The sequence below is a fragment of the Klebsiella sp. LY genome (genome assembly GCF_004010915.1).
GTDB lineage: Bacteria > Pseudomonadota > Gammaproteobacteria > Enterobacterales > Enterobacteriaceae > Klebsiella > Klebsiella quasipneumoniae.
The window spans coordinates 1,207,216-1,224,972 of record NZ_CP022444.1 but is presented as its reverse complement, the minus strand read 5'-3'; the positions used below and the strand labels follow the sequence as shown (position 1 = coordinate 1,224,972).

Genomic DNA, 17,757 nt, shown 5'->3' with positions numbered 1-17,757 from the left:
CGGGTGGCGCTGCGCTTACCCGGCCTACAAATCCCCGCGGCGTCGGGGCTTACAGCACCTTATGCGGGCCGAAGCATTCGTAATGAATGTGGTCTTTATTGACCCCTAATTCTACCAGCTGCTTCGCTGCAAACTGCATAAACGCTACCGGGCCGCAGAGATAATACTGCATCTGCGGGTCGCGAATAGTTTCCGCCACCGCCGCTAAATCCATCAAACCTTCGCTATCAAAACGTCCTGCCTGACGGTCAGCCTCGCTCGGGTTGCGATACCAGACGTGAGCGGTAAACGCCGGCAGCGCCGCGCCGAGCGCCTGCACTTCATCGGCAAAGGCGTGGACCTCGCCATTTTCCGCCGCATGGAACCAGTTCACCTGACCCTGATGATGGCTCTTCGCCAGCGCATCCAGCATCGCCAGCATCGGCGTTTGCCCAACGCCGCCGGAGATCAGGGTGACCGGCGTCTGCGGCTCAACATTAAGGAAGAAATCTCCCGCCGGGGCGGCCAGATAGACCACATCGCCTTCGCTGGCATGGTTATGCAGCCAGCTGGAAACCTGGCCGCCTTCCTCGCGTTTAACCGCGATGCGGTAGCCCTTGCCGTCCGCTTTGCGGGTCAGGGAGTACTGGCGAATTTCCTGATATTCGAAGCCTTCCGGCTTCAGCCAGATGGCCAGATACTGGCCAGGCTGGTAATCGGCGACCGGCTGGCCGTCGACCGGCTCGAGCTCAAAGCTGGTGATAAGCTGGCTGCGCGGAGTTTTCCTGACGATGCGGAACGCGCGGGTCCCTTCCCAGCCGCCGGTTTTACTGGCGTTTTGCTGATAGATCTCGGCTTCGCGGCCGATAAAGACGTTCGCCAGCACCCCGTAGGCTTTACCCCAGGCATCGAGCACTTCCTGGCCCGGACTGAACATTTCATCGAGGGTCGCCAGCAGATGACTGCCAACAATATTGTACTGCTCCGGTTTGATCTGGAAGCTGGTGTGTTTCTGGGCGATCTTTTCCACCGCCGGCAGCAGGGCAGGCAGGTTATCGATATTGCTGGCGTAGGCGGCAATGGCGTTGAACAGCGCTTCACGCTGGTCGCCGTTGCGCTGGTTGCTCATATTGAAGATCTCTTTGAGCTCCGGGTTATGCGCGAACATCCGATCGTAGAAATGGGCGGTTAACTTTGGTCCAGTCTCTACCAGCAGAGGGATGGTGGCTTTGACCGTAGCGATGGTTTGAGCGTCGAGCATAGTGTGCTTCCTTGGGGGTTATCTTAATGATGTATTTTAAATGCATCTTAAGGAAATAACCCTGCGTTGTAAATGGTTCTTTAACACTTTCCGCCGTTGCAGTTACAACATGAAGAATTTGCATCACAATCCTGAAAAGAAATCCGTTGATACTGAGAGAGGCGTTATTGCTCAAAGCCTTGTGTCATGCGGAGCCAAACGTTTGCGTAAAATCCTTTGTCAAGACCTGTTATCACAGAATGATTCGGTTATACTGTGGGCCGTTGTCCAATCGGACCGCCTTTTTAGGCCGAAATTTTATTGTTAGCTGAGTCAGGAGATGCGGATGTTAAAGCGTGAAATGAACATTGCCGATTATGATGCCGAACTGTGGCAGGCTATGGAGCAGGAAAAAGTACGTCAGGAAGAGCACATCGAACTGATCGCCTCCGAAAACTACACCAGCCCGCGCGTAATGCAGGCGCAGGGCTCTCAGCTGACCAACAAATACGCTGAAGGATATCCGGGCAAGCGTTACTACGGCGGCTGCGAATACGTCGACGTGGTTGAGCAACTGGCTATCGACCGCGCGAAAGAGCTGTTCGGCGCTGACTATGCTAACGTCCAGCCGCACTCCGGCTCCCAGGCTAACTTTGCCGTCTACACCGCGCTGCTGCAGCCGGGCGACACCGTGCTCGGTATGAACCTGGCGCAGGGCGGCCACCTGACTCACGGCTCCCCGGTTAACTTCTCCGGCAAACTGTACAACATCATCCCTTATGGTATTGATGAGTCCGGTAAAATTGACTACGACGACATGGCGAAGCAGGCTCAGGAACACAAACCGAAGATGATCATCGGTGGTTTCTCCGCTTACTCCGGTATCGTTGACTGGGCAAAAATGCGTGAAATCGCCGACAGCATCGGCGCTTACCTGTTCGTCGATATGGCGCACGTGGCAGGCCTGATTGCCGCTGGCGTGTACCCGAACCCGGTTCCGCATGCTCACGTCGTGACCACCACCACCCACAAAACCCTGGCGGGTCCGCGCGGCGGCCTGATCCTGGCGAAAGGCGGTAGCGAAGAGCTGTATAAGAAGCTGAACTCTGCGGTATTCCCAAGCGCGCAGGGCGGCCCGCTGATGCACGTTATCGCGGCGAAAGCGGTGGCGCTGAAAGAAGCGATGGAGCCAGAGTTTAAAGTTTACCAGCAGCAGGTTGCGAAAAACGCCAAAGCAATGGTGGAAGTGTTCCTGAACCGCGGCTACAAAGTGGTGTCTGGCGGTACTGAGAACCACCTGTTCCTGCTGGACCTGGTGGATAAAAACCTGACCGGTAAAGAAGCTGACGCCGCCCTGGGCCGCGCCAACATCACCGTCAACAAAAACAGCGTGCCGAACGATCCGAAGAGCCCTTTCGTGACCTCCGGTATCCGCATCGGTTCTCCGGCTGTGACTCGTCGCGGCTTTAAAGAAGCGGAAGTCAAAGAGCTGGCTGGCTGGATGTGTGACGTGCTGGACAATATCAATGACGACGCGGTCATTGAGCGTGTGAAAGGCAAAGTGCTGGATATCTGCGCCCGCTTCCCGGTTTACGCGTAAGCGTTAGCGTTGACATCAAAAAGGCCGCGTTTGCGGCCTTTTTTGCATCTGCAGATTAGCGACGGTCGAGGGAGATTGCCCCTGGGCCGGTGATTGCCAGCAGCAGGAAGGCGCCGGCGATGCTGACGTTTTTCCAGAAGTTAATCATGTTCGGCAATACCGCATCGCCAGTCATATCCCAGTAGTGATGGCCAATCACCGCCGTGCCCAGGGTGTAGAAAATAAAGATGACCGCCAGCGGGCGGGTGAAAAAGCCCAGCACAATTAAAATCGCGGCAGGCACTTCCATAATGACGGCGATAATCGCCGCCAGGGTCGGCATCGGCGCGCCGGAGGCGGCCATGTATTGCACCGTACCGCTAAAGCCCAGCAGTTTGGGGTAGCCAAAAAGTAGAAACAGAACCACCACGGCGATGCGGGCGATGAGCAGTAGCAGAGAGCGGGATGCGCCAAAATCAAAATAGCGGAGTGTGTTCATAATCAGCTCGTTATGAGAGACGTGTGATTTAAACGTAATACACAAAGTTGCCAGCCGCCATAGCAGGAAAATAATAATGTCGCGCTTCGTTTCATCAGGATTTCGCCGTATCGTTGGTCGCACTTTGATGCCCGGTTATCGGATTTTATTTAATACAACCGGTGACGGAGTGGGGAGTGCTCCGTGATGCGCGTCACGATTTAAAGACAAATGTACTCAACTTCCATATAGAGAGTGAGACACAGGTTTACTCACGATGGGGTTTATCGCCAGACTATCGCCACCATTCGGGAGGAAATCATGGTCTTGCACTCCACGCGCTGGCTGGCGCTCAGTTACTTCACTTACTTTTTTAGCTACGGTATTTTTCTGCCCTTCTGGAGCGTCTGGCTGGCCGGCAACGGGCTGACCCCGGAAACCATCGGCATTTTGCTTGGCGCCGGTCTGGTGGCCCGTTTTCTCGGCAGCCTGCTGATTGCCCCGCGGGTGAGCGATCCCTCCCGGCTGATCGCCGCGCTGCGCGTGCTGGCGCTGTTAACCTTGCTCTTCGCGCTGGCCTTCTGGGCCGGCAGCCACGTAGCATGGCTGCTGGCGATCATTGTGGGCTTCAACCTGTTCTTTTCGCCGCTGGTGCCGCTGACGGATGCTCTGGCCAATACCTGGCAAAAGCAGATCACCATGGACTATGGCCGGGTGCGGCTATGGGGCTCTATTGCCTTTGTGATTGGTTCGGCGCTGACCGGTAAGCTGGTGAGCCTGTTCGATTACCGGGCGATCCTGCTGATGCTAAGCCTGGGCGTCGCCTCGATGCTGCTCGGCATGTTGCTTAAGCCGTCGGTGATGCCTCAGGGGGCGTCGCGCCAGCAGCAGGGGGCCGGAATGGCGGCCTGGCTGACGCTGGTGCGCCAAAGCTGGCGCTTTCTCGCCTGCGTTTGTCTGCTGCAGGGGGCGCACGCCGCCTACTATGGCTTTAGCGCCATCTACTGGCAGCAGGCCGGCTATTCGGCCTCGGCGGTCGGTTATCTGTGGTCGTTAGGTGTGGTGGCGGAAGTGGTGATCTTCGCGCTGAGTAAAAAGGTGTTCCGCCGCTTCAGCGCGCGGGATCTGCTGCTGCTCTCTGCCCTGTGCGGGCTGGTTCGCTGGACGCTGATGGGCTGGACCACAGCGCTGCCGGGGCTTATCCTCGCGCAGATCCTTCACTGCGGGACCTTTACGGTGTGTCATCTGGCGGCGATGCGCTATATCGCCGCCCGCCAGGGCAGCGAAGTGATCCGCCTGCAGGCCGTCTACTCCGCGGTGGCGATGGGCGGGAGTATCGCCATTATGACCGTCTTCGCCGGCTTCCTCTACCAGCACCTGCACCAGGGCGTGTTCTGGGTAATGGCGCTGCTGACCATCCCGGCGTTGGCTATTCGGCCAAAAACGGTGGCGGCCTAGTCCTCGAGCATCGCGCAGATATGCTGCTGCTGGCGTTCGGTGAAGCAGTTCTCCGCGTGGATCAGCGGCGGTGAAAACAGCGGCAGCGCCGTCGCATAGGGAGTGACGATAAGCGTCACCCCTTTGGGCGCGCCTTCCTTCTGAAAGCGCTCTACGCTCTGGTATTTGATATTCAGCGGCAGCAGCGTCAGTTCGCGCAGCTGCTGCTCCAGGGCCGCTTCCATATCCGGATTATCATCGGTCAGCAGCAGAACCTGCTTCTCGTGCAGGTCGCTTTTCTGCATCAGCCAGGCGCCAAAGATCACCGCGATTAAGCTGGTCTCTTCCTCATTAAAACGGACGTGCCAGGCCTCCTCGAATTCGCTCAATGCCGCCTGGGTGGTGCGTAGTAAACGAGGATAGAGCCGGCTCACTTCCTCCGTGAGCGTGCTGTCGATGCCGATGGCAAACACGCTGCGGATCAATGCCTGCGACAAGTGAATATAAAGCTGGTCGCTCAGCCCCTGCTCGTCACTGAACGACCTGCCGGCGAGCATCTGGAAGCGGTGGATCAGGCCGGAAATAGCCAGCCGCAGGCGTCGATCCTGCGGGTGACCATCGCGAAGCGGATCGGGGGTTTTGAGCATCATAAACAGCAGCGAGAGGAAAAAAGGCTCTCCGACATGCGGCGGAGCGCCGACCCGGCGCTGCCAGTGGCGGACAATCTCCTGCGCCAGAGTGAACTCGGCGGCGGTCTGCGCCCAGCGTTGCTGTTCATCATTGAAGTCGGGTGAATAGCCCCGGTGATGCTCAAGCAGGCAGTACTGCAGGTACAGGCGCAGAAACTGGACGTCCCGGCAGTCGAACTGGCGATTGAGCGCTCGCGCGCAACGGTTCACCAGCGCCTGCAGGTTGGTATCATCGTACAAGGTACGGGCGATGCCTTCCTGTTTAAGCTGCGTTTTCAGCGCCGGGGTAAAATGATGGTTAACGAACTGCGGGCACAGGCGCAGCCCCCGCCGCAGCGCATGCAGCAGGCATAAACGTTGGTCGAGCGCGGCGCCTTCAATCCGATAGCTGCCGTCCACCTGTGACCGAAGGGTCAGGCGGTGGTAACGCTGAATTTCGCGTCCGGTCTCCTCGATATCCTGCCGGGCCGTGGTCTCATCAACGAGGTTGATTCTGCCAAGCCGTTCAGTCGTTACCGACTGTCCGGGCAGATAAAACATCAGGAGCACCTGGCTACGGCGCTGTGGACTGGAAAGCGCAGATGGTGGTTCAATGACGGTCATCATCTGGTAAGTTCCAGTTAGGGTTTCCGCTAAGGATAGACAATGACGGCGGCGGGGGCAGGGAAGTGCGCCCGCTTTAGCTCAGGATTGCTGGCGAAGTTCACAGAATTTTTCACGTGAGGAACAGATGAACAGAGTGAAACAATGCACCAGCGCGGCGTTTTTCATGGTTTTATCATGGACAGCCGCTGCGCATCCGCATAGCTTCATCAGTTTGCAGAGCGAGCCGGTGGTCAAAGACGGCCTGCTGAGCGCCTTTAAAATGCGCTGGACAATGGATGAAATAACCTCCTCGGATCTGCTTTACGACGCCGGAAACGCTAAACCGGGTAGCGAAGTATGGAAAAAACTGGCGGCGGAGGTGATGGCCAACGTGCTCGGCCAGCACTATTTCAGCGAGCTGTGGCACAACGGCCAGCGGGTGAAATTTGACAATCGCCCCGACGGCTACGGTCTTGAGCGCGACGGCCTGCAGGCGGTACTGACCTTTACCCTGCCGCTGGCGACGCCGCAACCCGTTGCCGGGCAGACGTTTACCTTTTCCACTTTCGATCCGACCTACTATGTCGATATGTTTTATGACAAAGATAGCGATTTTTCCCTGCCCGCCGCGCTGCAGGCCGTCTGTAAGGCAACGGTGATGACGCCAAAACCGAATGACAAAATGCTCTCATACGCCCAGTCGCTGGATAAAGCGGATGCGCCGCCTGAGGATATGGCGCTGGGCAGCTATTTTGCCCAGAAGGTGACGCTGACATGTCAGTAATTTTTACCCCCCGCGCGCGAACTTCGCGCTGGAAAGCGCTGTGGCCGCTGGCGCTGCTGCTGGCCGTGAGCGTAACGGGCGGCATCTGGCTGTGGCTGGCCTGGCCGCAGGTGCTGATGCAGAGCGCGGTCTGGCAGCGCGCGCTCAATCTGGAGCTCAGCCGCCTGCTGCAGGCGGTGGCGGAGAACCCGGCTGCGGCGGGGCTGTCGCTGCTTGGATTCAGCTTCGTTTACGGGGTGCTGCATGCCTTAGGGCCCGGCCACGGCAAAATTGTCATTACGACCTGGCTTGCCACCCATCCCTCAAAGCTGAAATCGAGTATTAACCTGACGCTGGCCGCCTCTTTGTTGCAGGGGCTGGTGGCTATCGCGCTGGTGGTGGTGGTGCTGGCGCTACTGCAGCTGCCAGCGCGCCAGCTGCATCTCAGCAGTTTCTGGCTGGAGAAGGGCAGCTATTTGCTGGTGGGCGCGTTAGGTCTGCTGCTCTGCTGGCGGGCGCTGAAAAAGCTGCGTCTGCTGCTGAGCCGGCCAACGTTTACCGCGTTCACCCCGCATCATGTTCATAACGAACACTGCGGCTGCGGGCATCAGCATCTCCCGGCCCCGGAGCAGCTGCAGGCCGGCGATGACTGGCGGGCTCGCACCGTGATTGTCCTGTCGATGGGCATGCGTCCCTGCTCGGGGGCGATCATGGTCCTGCTGTTCAGCAAAGTGATCGGGGTGTTCAACTGGGGGATGGCGGCGGCGCTGGCGATGGCGGCAGGGACCTCATTGACTATCACGGCGCTGGCGCTGCTGGTGCACAGTTTTCGCCAGCTGGCGGTGAAGCTGGGTCAGCATCAGGCGCCGCCGCTGTGGCGCCAGGTAGGCTGGCTGACGCTGGCGCTGGCCGGCGGCGTCATTTTGCTGGCGGCGGCAGGCGTGATGTGGTTCAGCGCCTTCCCGGCCGGCGGCGGGATCCGTCCGTTTTAGCCAGGCGTCGGGCGCAAATCCGAAAGTGGGCACCGGCGCTTGCCGCTGACGCGGCGATGCTCTAGTTTTCCGCTTTTCGGCGGATGACAAGGAGTCGCTATGGCCGCAAATATCGTTTCTCCCGCGCAGAACGGGCGGTTCTATTATGGCTGCGCCGGCGCCGCCGGGCTGCTGGCGGGCCTGGCGATCGTCTTCTGGTTTCCAGCCCTGGCCAGCTGGTGGCCGTCCGATCTGGTGCGCGTCTACCACGCCATGCCGTATGTTATGCGATTCGGGGTGGCGAGTGTCGCGGATATCCCGCTGGTGGCCTACGCCACCCTGACGCTGTCAGGCTTCGTGCTGGCCTTTTGCCATCCCGGGCACAGTAAACTGCCCATCGTCGCCTGGGCTGTACATAACCAGCCCTCGCCGCGGGAGATGGTCGACTGGATCCTGCGCAGCTGGGTGTTGCAGTTCGGTTTTCTGGTGATCATTTTCTGGCGTTTCGCGTTTATGAGTAAGCTAAGCAGCGACAGGCTAATGCAGATTGCGGGCATCTGTAACGACGTTTGCTATCTGGCCACGCTGGTGCTGGCAGCAATACTGCTGCGCGACGGCTGGCGCGGCGTTAAAGGCGTTGCCGCACCGGCAGGCAATATTCGCATTCCGCTGATCTTTGCCCTGAGTTTTTATCTGCCGTTTCAGCTGGTATGGATTTTACTCAGTGCGCAGCAGTATGAGCTGCCGCTGTGGGGATGGCTGCTGCTGGTTCCGGCGATGGTAGGCGTGCTGCTCGCTCGCCTGGCGACGGTAGGAATCGCGCTGTGTTTCCGGTGCTGGCTGGGGCCGCAGGGCTGCCTGCGCTGGCGCGGACCGCTGGCTTTATTTAGCGGCCTGACGGTGCTCTGTATTGGCGGTAATGCGGTGATTCGCCAGATCCTGAGGATGCTGTCATGACATAAAAAAAGGAAGCCGCGGCTTCCTTTTTGACATCAGTAAGAGATTAACGCTTCAGCGCATCGCTCAGCTGCTCGCGCATGTTCGCCAGCATCGCTTTTACCACGCGCGGGTTACCGGCAACGATGTTACCCGTCAGCATATAGTTATGACCGCCGGTGAAGTCGCACACGATAGCGCCTGCTTCACGAGCGATCAGCTCGCCTGCGGCGAAATCCCATGGTTTCAGGGCGATTTCAAAGTAACCGTCAACGCGGCCGGCGGCAACGTAGGCCAGATCCAGTGCGGCGGAGCCGGTACGGCGGAAATCGGCGCATTCGGTGAACATGTTGCCGAGAATATTCATGTAAGTGGTGGCGTGCTGCTTCGCCTTGAACGGGAAGCCGGTCGCGATGATGGTGCCGTCGAGGTCGCGAGCGTTGCTGCCGCGCAGACGGTAGCCGTTCAGCTGCGCGCCCTGGCCGCGGGTCGCGGTGAACAGTTCGTTACGCATCGGATCGTAAACCACCGCGACTTCAGTACGGCCTTTGATGCGTACGGCGATGGAAACAGAGAAGTGCGGCAGACGTTTAACGAAGTTGGTGGTGCCATCCAGTGGATCGATAACCCATTGAACATCCTGCTCTTCACCAGCGTGTTCACCGCTTTCTTCGGTGATAATGGTGTGCTGCGGGTAAGATTTGCGAATGGTTTCGATAATAATCGCTTCGGCGGCTTTATCGACGTTGGTCACAAAATCATTGCTGCCTTTCTGGCTGGTTTCTACGGTGTCTGGCGTTTCGTAGTGTTTGGCAATTAAATTACCCGCCTTGCGCGCGGCGCGCACGGCGATGTTCAGCATCGGATGCATCGGTCTCTCTCACTGGATGTTAAAGAACGGGAAAAAACGGCGCATATAATAACAGCGAAATCTGCTTATGTCTCCGTTTTATGGTAGCATGCCCGAATAATCTTTAGCCGAAGAACCATAATGCTGCAAAATATTCGAATCGTACTGGTAGAAACTTCCCACACCGGCAATATGGGCTCCGTTGCCCGCGCGATGAAAACCATGGGCTTAACCAACCTGTGGCTGGTCAATCCGCTGGTGAAGCCTGATTCCCAGGCCATTGCTCTGGCTGCGGGCGCCAGCGACGTCATTGGCAACGCGCAGATCGTCGATACCCTTGATGAAGCGCTGGCGGGCTGTAGCCTGGTGGTTGGCACCAGCGCGCGCTCCCGCACGCTGCCGTGGCCGATGCTCGACCCGCGCGAATGCGGTCTGAAAAGCATCGCCGAAGGCCAGCATGCGCCGGTGGCGCTGGTGTTTGGCCGCGAGCGCGTTGGCCTGACTAACGATGAACTGCAGAAGTGTCACTACCATGTGGCCATCGCCGCCAATCCGGAGTACAGCTCGCTGAACCTGGCGATGGCGGTGCAGGTTATCGCCTATGAAGTGCGGATGGCCTGGCTGGCGGCGCAGGAGCAAGCGCAGCCGGCGGTTGAACATGAAGAGGCGCCGTACCCGCTGGTGGACGATCTGGAGCGATTCTACGACCATCTTGAGCAGACGCTGCTGGCGACGGGCTTTATCCGCCCGAATCATCCGGGGCAGGTGATGAACAAGCTGCGTCGTCTGTTCACCCGCGCACGTCCGGAAAGCCAGGAGCTGAACATCCTGCGCGGCATGCTGGCGTCTATTGAGCAGCAGAATAAAGGTAAGTAAGAGCGTTAACGCCGGATGGCGCTTCGCTTATCCGGCCTACGAATCTACATCTCTGTTGTAGCCCGGGCGAGGCCTTTGGCCGACCCCGGGAGCGGCTCGAAATTAATAACGGCACGGAAAGCCAAATACCTGACTAAAACAGTCAAGTAAATAGTTGACCAAATTACTCGGGAATGTCAGACTTGGCCCTGCTATGCAATACCCATATTAATAAAAAGCCCGGCCAGGGGCGAGTTTGAGGTTAAGTAAGACATGAGACTGACATCTAAAGGGCGTTATGCCGTGACCGCGATGCTTGACGTTGCGCTCAACTCTGAAACGGGCCCGGTGCCGTTGGCAGATATTTCAGAGCGTCAGGGAATTTCGCTTTCCTATCTGGAACAGCTGTTCTCTCGCCTGCGTAAAAATGGCCTGGTTTCCAGCGTTCGTGGCCCAGGCGGTGGTTATCTGTTAGGTAAAGATGCCGGCAGTATCGCCGTCGGCGAAGTCATCAGCGCCGTGGACGAATCCGTTGACGCCACCCGTTGCCAGGGCAAGGGCGGCTGTCAGGGCGGCGATAAATGCCTGACTCACGCGCTGTGGCGCGATCTGAGCGAGCGCCTGACCGGCTTCCTGAACAATATCACCCTCGGAGAACTGGTGAATAACCAGGAGATCCTCGATGTTTCCGGTCGTCAGCATCAGCACGAAACCCAGCGCAATGCGCGCACCCAGGACGCGATCGACGTTAAACTGCGCGCCTGAGTGACCCGTCCCGTTTCGGGCTGCGGCTGACAGGGCGAGGCAGCGCGAAACGGCGGGACAACGATTATAAAGAGCTTTCAGAATCAGGCCGGGATGCTCCGACATTCCGTGTACTCGGTCGTACATCAAGCCGGTTGCCTGATTCCTTGCATTGAGTGATGTACGGAGTTTAAGAGCAATGAAATTACCGATTTACCTCGATTACTCCGCAACCACGCCGGTGGACCCGCGTGTTGCCGAGAAAATGATGCAGTTCCTGACCATGGACGGGACCTTTGGTAACCCGGCCTCCCGTTCCCACCGTTTTGGCTGGCAGGCTGAAGAGGCGGTTGATATCGCCCGCAACCAGATTGCCGAGCTGGTCGGTGCCGACCCGCGCGAAATCGTCTTTACCTCTGGTGCGACTGAATCCGACAACCTGGCGATCAAGGGTGCTGCCAACTTTTATCAGAAAAAAGGCAAGCACATCATCACCAGCAAAACCGAGCATAAAGCGGTTCTGGATACCTGCCGTCAGCTGGAGCGCGAAGGCTTCGAAGTGACCTACCTGGCGCCGCAGAGCAACGGGATTATCGATCTGAAAGAGCTGGAAGCGGCGATGCGTGACGACACCATCCTGGTTTCCATCATGCATGTGAATAACGAAATCGGCGTGGTGCAGGATATCGCTACCATCGGCGAGATGTGTCGCGCCCGCGGTATCATTTACCACGTAGACGCCACCCAGAGCGTGGGCAAGCTGCCTATCGATCTCAGCCAGCTGAAAGTGGACCTGATGTCCTTCTCCGGTCACAAAATCTACGGTCCGAAAGGCATCGGCGCGCTGTACGTGCGTCGTAAGCCGCGCATTCGTATCGAAGCGCAAATCCACGGCGGCGGCCACGAGCGCGGTATGCGTTCCGGTACTCTGCCTGTTCACCAGATCGTCGGCATGGGTGAAGCTTACCGTATCGCCAAAGAAGAGATGGAAAGCGAGATGGCGCGTCTGCGCACGCTGCGCAACCGTCTGTGGAACGGCGTGAAGGATATGGAAGAAGTGTACCTCAACGGCGACCTTGAGCAGGGCGCGCCGAACATTCTTAACGTCAGCTTCAACTATGTTGAAGGCGAGTCGCTGATTATGGCGCTGAAAGACCTGGCGGTTTCCTCCGGTTCAGCCTGTACTTCCGCGAGCCTTGAGCCATCCTACGTGCTGCGCGCGTTAGGCATGACTGATGAACTGGCGCACAGTTCTATTCGTTTCTCTTTAGGTCGTTTCACTACCGAAGAAGAGATTGACTACGCCATCAACCTGATTCGTAAATCCATTGGCCGTCTGCGCGAGCTTTCTCCACTGTGGGAAATGTTCAAACAGGGCGTGGATCTGAACAGTATTGAATGGTCACATCACTAATTCGGCACCAATAAGGAGAATTCATCATGGCATACAGCGAAAAAGTTATCGATCATTACGAGAACCCGCGCAACGTCGGCTCTTTTGACAACAGCGACGAGAACGTCGGCAGCGGCATGGTCGGCGCGCCGGCCTGCGGCGACGTGATGAAGTTGCAGATTAAAGTCAACAATGAAGGTATCATTGAAGACGCGCGCTTCAAGACCTACGGCTGTGGTTCTGCTATCGCTTCCAGCTCCCTGGTCACCGAGTGGGTGAAGGGTAAATCCCTGGACGAAGCGCAGGCGATCAAGAACACCGATATCGCCGATGAACTGGAACTGCCGCCGGTGAAAATTCACTGCTCTATTCTGGCGGAAGACGCGATTAAAGCCGCGATTGCGGATTACAAAAGCAAACGTGAAGCAAAATAATTAGTTGAGGTTTTGTTATGTCGATTACTCTTAGCGACAGTGCAGCAGCGCGAGTCAATGCCTTCCTGGCAAACCGCGGAAAAGGGTTTGGCCTGCGCCTGGGCGTGAGAACCTCCGGCTGCTCAGGTATGGCCTATGTACTGGAGTTTGTTGACGAGCCGGCGGCTGAAGACACCGTGTTTGAAGACAAAGGCGTGAAGGTCGTGATCGACGGCAAAAGTCTGCAATTCCTCGACGGCACGCAGCTGGACTTCGTCAAAGAAGGCCTTAACGAAGGGTTTAAGTTCACCAACCCGAACGTCAAAGATGAGTGCGGCTGCGGCGAAAGCTTTAACGTATAATCGGTACACCCCAACCCCACCGCGGTCACGCCGCGCGTGGGGTTTTCGTTTAGATGCATGACCCTGAGGTTACTATGGACTATTTCACCCTCTTCGGGTTACCAGCCAGCTATACCCTCTCGCTTGAACAACTGGCTGTCCGGTATCAGGATCTGCAGCGCCAGTACCATCCGGATAAATTTGCCAGCGCGCCCGCTGCGGAGCAGCTTGCGGCGGTTCAGTATTCCGCCACCATTAACCAGGCCTGGCAGACGCTGCGCCATCCCCTGACCCGCGCAGAATACCTCCTCTCGCTGCATGGCTTCGATCTGGCCAGCGAGCAGCATACCGTTCGCGATACCGCGTTCCTGATGGAACAGCTGGAACTGCGCGAAGAGTTGGATGAGATCGGCCAGGCGAAAGACGAAGCGCGGCTGGAAAGCTTTATCAAACGAGTGAAAGCGCTGTTTGATACCCGCCATCAGCTGATGGTTGACCAATTGCATAATGAGAGCTGGGAGGCGGCGGCGGACACGGTGCGTAAGCTCCGTTTCCTCGATAAACTGCGCAGCAGTGCTGAAGAACTCGAAGAAAAACTGCTCGATTTTTAATTTTCGGAAGTAATTATGGCCTTATTACAAATTAGTGAGCCCGGCCTGAGCGCCGCGCCGCACCAGCGTCGTCTGGCGGCCGGTATCGACCTGGGCACCACCAATTCTCTGGTGGCTACCGTGCGTAGCGGCCAGGCCGAGACTCTGCCCGATCATCAAGGCCGCTATCTGCTGCCGTCGGTGGTGAACTACCACGCATCGGGGCTGACCGTCGGCTATGACGCCCGGCTGAACGCCGCCCAGGATCCCGCCAACACCATCAGCTCCGTGAAACGGATGATGGGGCGCTCCCTCGCCGATATCCAACATCGCTATCCGCATCTGCCGTATCAGCTGCAGGCCAGTGAAAACGGCCTGCCGATGATCCAGACCGCCGGCGGCCTGCTGAACCCGATTCGCGTCTCCGCCGATATTCTGAAAGCGCTGGCAGCCCGGGCCACTGAAGCGCTGGCCGGCGAGCTCGACGGCGTGGTGATCACCGTTCCCGCTTATTTTGATGACGCCCAGCGTCAGGGGACCAAAGACGCGGCGCGTCTGGCGGGTCTGCACGTGCTGCGCCTGCTTAATGAACCGACCGCGGCGGCTATCGCCTATGGCCTTGATTCCGGCCAGGAAGGGGTGATTGCGGTCTACGATCTCGGCGGCGGTACCTTCGATATCTCTATTCTGCGCTTAAGCCGCGGGGTGTTTGAAGTGCTGGCTACCGGCGGCGACTCGGCCCTCGGCGGGGATGATTTCGATCATCTGCTGGCGGACTACCTGCGCGAGCAGGCGGGCTTCAGCGACCGTAGCGACAACCGCCTGCAGCGTGAGCTGCTGGATGCCGCCATCGCGGCGAAAATTGCCCTTAGCGATGCCGAGGTGGCGCACGTTGAGGTCGGCGGCTGGCAGGGCGATATTACCCGCAGCCAGTTTAACGATCTGATCGCCCCGCTGGTAAAACGCACGTTAATGGCCTGCCGCCGGGCGTTGAAAGACGCTGGCGTTGAGGCGCAAGAGGTGCTGGAAGTGGTGATGGTCGGCGGTTCGACCCGCGTGCCGCTGGTGCGTGAGCGCGTAGGCGAATTCTTCGGCCGCACCCCGCTGACCGCCATTGACCCGGACAAAGTCGTCGCCATTGGCGCGGCGATCCAGGCCGATATTCTGGTCGGCAACAAGCCGGACAGCGAACTGCTGCTGCTCGACGTTATCCCGCTGTCGTTAGGGCTGGAAACCATGGGCGGTCTGGTGGAGAAAGTGATCCCGCGTAATACCACCATTCCGGTGGCCCGCGCCCAGGAGTTCACCACCTTCAAAGATGGCCAGACGGCGATGTCCATTCATGTGATGCAGGGCGAGCGTGAGCTGGTGCAGGATTGCCGTTCGCTGGCGCGCTTTGCGCTGCGCGGTATCCCGGCGCTGCCGGCGGGCGGGGCGCATATTCGCGTCACCTTCCAGGTGGATGCCGATGGCCTGCTGAGCGTCACGGCGATGGAAAAATCGACCGGCGTGGAAGCCTCTATTCAGGTGAAACCGTCTTACGGTCTGACCGATGGCGAAATCGCCACCATGATTAAAGATTCGATGAGCTACGCCGAACAGGATATTCAGGCGCGCATGCTGGCTGAACAGAAAGTAGAAGCCGCACGCGTCCTGGAAAGCCTGACAAGCGCGCTGGCCGCCGACGCCGCGCTGTTAAGCGCCGCGGAGCGTCAGGTTATCGATGCTGCTGCGGAGCAGGTACGCGCCGCCGCGGCAGGCGACGACGCCGACGCCATTAAAGAAGCGATTAAAAATATCGACACACAAACCCAGGAATTCGCCGCCCGCCGTATGGATCAGTCGGTCCGTATCGCGCTGAAAGGCCAATCCGTGGACGAGGTTTAAAATGCCAAAAATTGTATTTCTGCCCCACCAGGACCTGTGTCCGGATGGCATCGTTGTGGAAGCTGAGACCGGTGAGACTATTCTGGATGCGGCGCTGCGTAGCGGCATCGAGATTGAACACGCTTGCGAAAAATCCTGTGCCTGCACCACCTGCCACTGCATCGTGCGTGAAGGCTTTGACTCGCTGGCGGAAAGTACCGAAGATGAAGACGATATGCTGGATAAAGCCTGGGGACTGGAGCCTGACAGCCGCCTGAGCTGCCAGGCGCGCGTCACCGACGAAGATCTGGTCGTTGAGATCCCGCGTTACACCATCAACCACGCACGCGAGCACTAATATGGCACTGAAATGGACCGACAGTCGTGAAATCGGCGAAGCGCTGTATGACGCTTACCCTGACCTCGACCCAAAAACCGTTCGCTTTACCGACATGCATCAGTGGATTTGCGATCTGGAAGAGTTTGATGATGATCCGAACGCATCCAATGAAAAAATTCTCGAGGCGATTCTGTTAGTCTGGTTAGACGAAGCCGAATAATTTTCGCGTCATGATTTATGCGGCGGTATAAAGTCGGATGAATCATCGAGCGAGAGAACGTTACGGGCTGCCATACGGTGGCCCGTTTGCTAAGAAGGATAATGATAATGACCGAAGCCATGAAGATTACGCTTTCCACTCAGCCAGCCGATGCGCGCTGGGGAGAGAAGGCGTCTTACAGCATTAATAATGATGGCATTGCCCTGCATCTCAACGGTAAAGACGACCTGGGCTTGATTCAGCGCGCGGCGCGTAAAATTGACGGCATGGGCATCAAGCATGTCGCGTTAAGCGGCGAAGGCTGGAACACCGACCGCGCGTGGGCGTTCTGGGCGGGCTATAAAGGCCCGAAAGGCACCCGAAAAGTTGAATGGCCGACCCTGGACGATGTGCAGAAAAGCGAGCTGGATAACCGTCTGACCATTATTGACTGGGTGCGCGACACCATCAATGCGCCGGCGGAAGAGCTGGGCCCGGAACAGCTGGCGCAGCGCGCCGTCGACCTGCTGTGCAGCGTGGCGGGCGAAAAGATGAGCTATCGCATCACCAAAGGCGAAGATCTGCGTGAGCAGGGCTATCTCGGCCTGCACACCGTCGGCCGCGGCTCCGAGCGTCCGCCGGTTCTGCTGGCGCTGGACTATAACCCGACCGGCGATAAAGAAGCCCCGGTATACGCCTGTCTGGTAGGTAAAGGCATCACCTTTGATTCCGGCGGCTACAGCATCAAACAGAGCGCCTTTATGGATTCAATGAAGTCTGATATGGGCGGCGCGGCGACTGTCACCGGCGCTCTGGCTTTCGCCATTACCCGCGGGCTGAATAAGCGCGTGAAGCTCTATCTGTGCTGCGCCGACAACCTGATCAGCGGCAACGCTTTCAAACTGGGCGATATTATTCATTATCGCAACGGCAAAACCGTCGAAGTGATGAACACCGACGCCGAAGGTCGTCTGGTGCTGGCGGATGGCCTGATTGACGCTTCGGCGCAGAAGCCTGAGCTGATCGTCGATGCCGCCACCCTGACCGGCGCGGCGAAAACCGCCCTCGGCAACGACTACCACGCGCTGTTCAGCTTTGACGATGCGCTGGCGAATCGCCTGCTGGCGAGCGCCCAGGCGGAAAATGAAGCGTTCTGGCGTCTGCCGCTGGCCGAATTCCACCGTAATCAGCTGCCGTCTAACTTCGCGGAACTGAACAATACCGGCAGCGCCGCCTATCCGGCCGGCGCCAGCACCGCGGCGGGCTTCCTGTCCCACTTCGTGGAAAACTACCACCAGGGCTGGCTGCATATCGACTGTTCGGCAACCTACCGCAAATCGGCCGTTGAGCAGTGGTCGGCGGGCGCGACGGGGCTTGGCGTACGTACTATCGCCAATCTGCTGACGGCTGAGTAATGGCCTTGCCGGGTAGCGCTACGCTTACCCGGCCTGGAAAATCCGTAGGCCCGTGCGGACGTCGCGCCGCCGGGCGATTTTTGAAGTAGCCAAA

Annotated in this window: 19 protein-coding genes; 15 read left to right on the top strand and 4 right to left on the bottom strand. The window is 58.2% G+C overall.

Annotation, left to right across the window (positions count from 1 at the left end):
• Positions 1-49 precede the first annotated feature (49 nt).
• On the bottom strand, positions 50-1,240 hold the full coding sequence (hmpA, locus tag CE636_RS08690; RefSeq protein WP_004201853.1) for an NO-inducible flavohemoprotein: 1,191 nt from the start codon (positions 1,238-1,240) through the stop codon (positions 50-52).
• Positions 1,241-1,565: 325 nt separating this feature from the next.
• Here hmpA and glyA point away from each other — a divergent pair, with 325 nt between their 5' ends.
• Positions 1,566-2,819, top strand: coding sequence for a serine hydroxymethyltransferase (glyA, locus tag CE636_RS08680; RefSeq protein WP_002914027.1), 1,254 nt, complete (start codon positions 1,566-1,568; stop codon positions 2,817-2,819).
• A 55-nt stretch (positions 2,820-2,874) separates the two neighbouring features.
• Here glyA and CE636_RS08675 read toward each other — a convergent pair whose 3' ends face one another.
• Positions 2,875-3,297: a DoxX family protein gene (locus CE636_RS08675; RefSeq protein WP_004201855.1), complete on the bottom strand. Its 423-nt coding sequence runs from the start codon at positions 3,295-3,297 to the stop codon at positions 2,875-2,877.
• A gap of 300 nt (positions 3,298-3,597) precedes the next feature.
• Between CE636_RS08675 and CE636_RS08670 the strand changes: the two genes are divergently transcribed.
• Positions 3,598-4,734, top strand: a complete 1,137-nt coding sequence (locus CE636_RS08670) for a 3-phenylpropionate MFS transporter (RefSeq protein ID WP_017900423.1) — start codon at positions 3,598-3,600, stop codon at positions 4,732-4,734.
• Here the strand turns inward: CE636_RS08670 and csiE are convergent.
• The gene (gene csiE / locus CE636_RS08665; protein WP_017900424.1) at positions 4,731-6,008 is read right to left on the bottom strand and encodes a stationary phase inducible protein CsiE; all 1,278 of its coding nucleotides are present in this window, start codon (positions 6,006-6,008) and stop codon (positions 4,731-4,733) included. The two genes, CE636_RS08670 and csiE, sit on opposite strands and share 4 nt — an antisense overlap.
• 124 nt (positions 6,009-6,132) lie before the next feature.
• Here csiE and CE636_RS08660 point away from each other — a divergent pair, with 124 nt between their 5' ends.
• From CE636_RS08660 to CE636_RS08650, 3 genes are all read left to right on the top strand, one after another.
• Positions 6,133-6,771 (top strand): DUF1007 family protein, encoded by a 639-nt coding sequence (locus tag CE636_RS08660; RefSeq protein WP_004201860.1) that lies wholly within the window; start codon positions 6,133-6,135, stop codon positions 6,769-6,771.
• A complete protein-coding gene (locus CE636_RS08655) occupies positions 6,762-7,742 on the top strand; it encodes a nickel/cobalt transporter (protein WP_017900425.1) in 981 nt (326 codons plus the stop codon). Before CE636_RS08660 ends, CE636_RS08655 begins: the two co-directional genes overlap by 10 nt.
• A 99-nt stretch (positions 7,743-7,841) precedes the next feature.
• The gene (locus CE636_RS08650) at positions 7,842-8,678 is read left to right on the top strand and encodes a hypothetical protein (protein WP_017900426.1); all 837 of its coding nucleotides are present in this window, start codon (positions 7,842-7,844) and stop codon (positions 8,676-8,678) included.
• A gap of 46 nt (positions 8,679-8,724) precedes the next feature.
• Here the strand turns inward: CE636_RS08650 and suhB are convergent, their stop codons facing one another.
• On the bottom strand, positions 8,725-9,528 hold the full coding sequence (suhB, locus tag CE636_RS08645) for an inositol-1-monophosphatase (protein ID WP_002913995.1): 804 nt from the start codon (positions 9,526-9,528) through the stop codon (positions 8,725-8,727).
• A gap of 120 nt (positions 9,529-9,648) precedes the next feature.
• Here suhB and trmJ point away from each other — a divergent pair, with 120 nt between their 5' ends.
• The 10 genes from trmJ to pepB all read left to right on the top strand — a co-directional run bounded on the left by trmJ (position 9,649) and on the right by pepB (position 17,663).
• The gene (gene trmJ, locus CE636_RS08640) at positions 9,649-10,383 is read left to right on the top strand and encodes a tRNA (cytosine(32)/uridine(32)-2'-O)-methyltransferase TrmJ (RefSeq protein ID WP_017900427.1); all 735 of its coding nucleotides are present in this window, start codon (positions 9,649-9,651) and stop codon (positions 10,381-10,383) included.
• A 252-nt stretch (positions 10,384-10,635) separates the two neighbouring features.
• Positions 10,636-11,127 carry a Fe-S cluster assembly transcriptional regulator IscR gene (iscR, locus tag CE636_RS08635; protein WP_002913993.1) on the top strand — a complete coding sequence of 164 codons (492 nt, stop codon included), beginning with the start codon at positions 10,636-10,638 and terminating at the stop codon, positions 11,125-11,127.
• A gap of 178 nt (positions 11,128-11,305) precedes the next feature.
• Positions 11,306-12,520 carry a cysteine desulfurase gene (iscS, locus tag CE636_RS08630; protein WP_017900428.1) on the top strand — a complete coding sequence of 405 codons (1,215 nt, stop codon included), beginning with the start codon at positions 11,306-11,308 and terminating at the stop codon, positions 12,518-12,520.
• 26 nt (positions 12,521-12,546) lie between these two features.
• Positions 12,547-12,933, top strand: a complete 387-nt coding sequence (iscU, locus tag CE636_RS08625) for a Fe-S cluster assembly scaffold IscU (protein ID WP_002913991.1) — start codon at positions 12,547-12,549, stop codon at positions 12,931-12,933.
• 17 nt (positions 12,934-12,950) lie between these two features.
• Complete coding sequence (gene iscA, locus CE636_RS08620) at positions 12,951-13,274, top strand: iron-sulfur cluster assembly protein IscA (protein WP_002913979.1); 324 nt, start codon at positions 12,951-12,953, stop codon at positions 13,272-13,274.
• A 74-nt stretch (positions 13,275-13,348) separates the two neighbouring features.
• Complete coding sequence (gene hscB / locus CE636_RS08615; RefSeq protein WP_004201868.1) at positions 13,349-13,864, top strand: co-chaperone HscB; 516 nt, start codon at positions 13,349-13,351, stop codon at positions 13,862-13,864.
• A gap of 15 nt (positions 13,865-13,879) precedes the next feature.
• On the top strand, positions 13,880-15,730 hold the full coding sequence (hscA, locus tag CE636_RS08610; protein ID WP_017900429.1) for a Fe-S protein assembly chaperone HscA: 1,851 nt from the start codon (positions 13,880-13,882) through the stop codon (positions 15,728-15,730).
• Between the two features lies 1 nt (position 15,731).
• Complete coding sequence (gene fdx / locus CE636_RS08605; protein WP_004201872.1) at positions 15,732-16,067, top strand: ISC system 2Fe-2S type ferredoxin; 336 nt, start codon at positions 15,732-15,734, stop codon at positions 16,065-16,067.
• 1 nt (position 16,068) lies between these two features.
• On the top strand, positions 16,069-16,269 hold the full coding sequence (gene iscX / locus CE636_RS08600; RefSeq protein WP_002913954.1) for a Fe-S cluster assembly protein IscX: 201 nt from the start codon (positions 16,069-16,071) through the stop codon (positions 16,267-16,269).
• Between the two features lie 107 nt (positions 16,270-16,376).
• Entirely contained in the window at positions 16,377-17,663 is a 1,287-nt protein-coding gene (gene pepB / locus CE636_RS08595) for an aminopeptidase PepB (protein WP_004201874.1), read from the top strand.
• Positions 17,664-17,757: the final 94 nt, after the last annotated feature.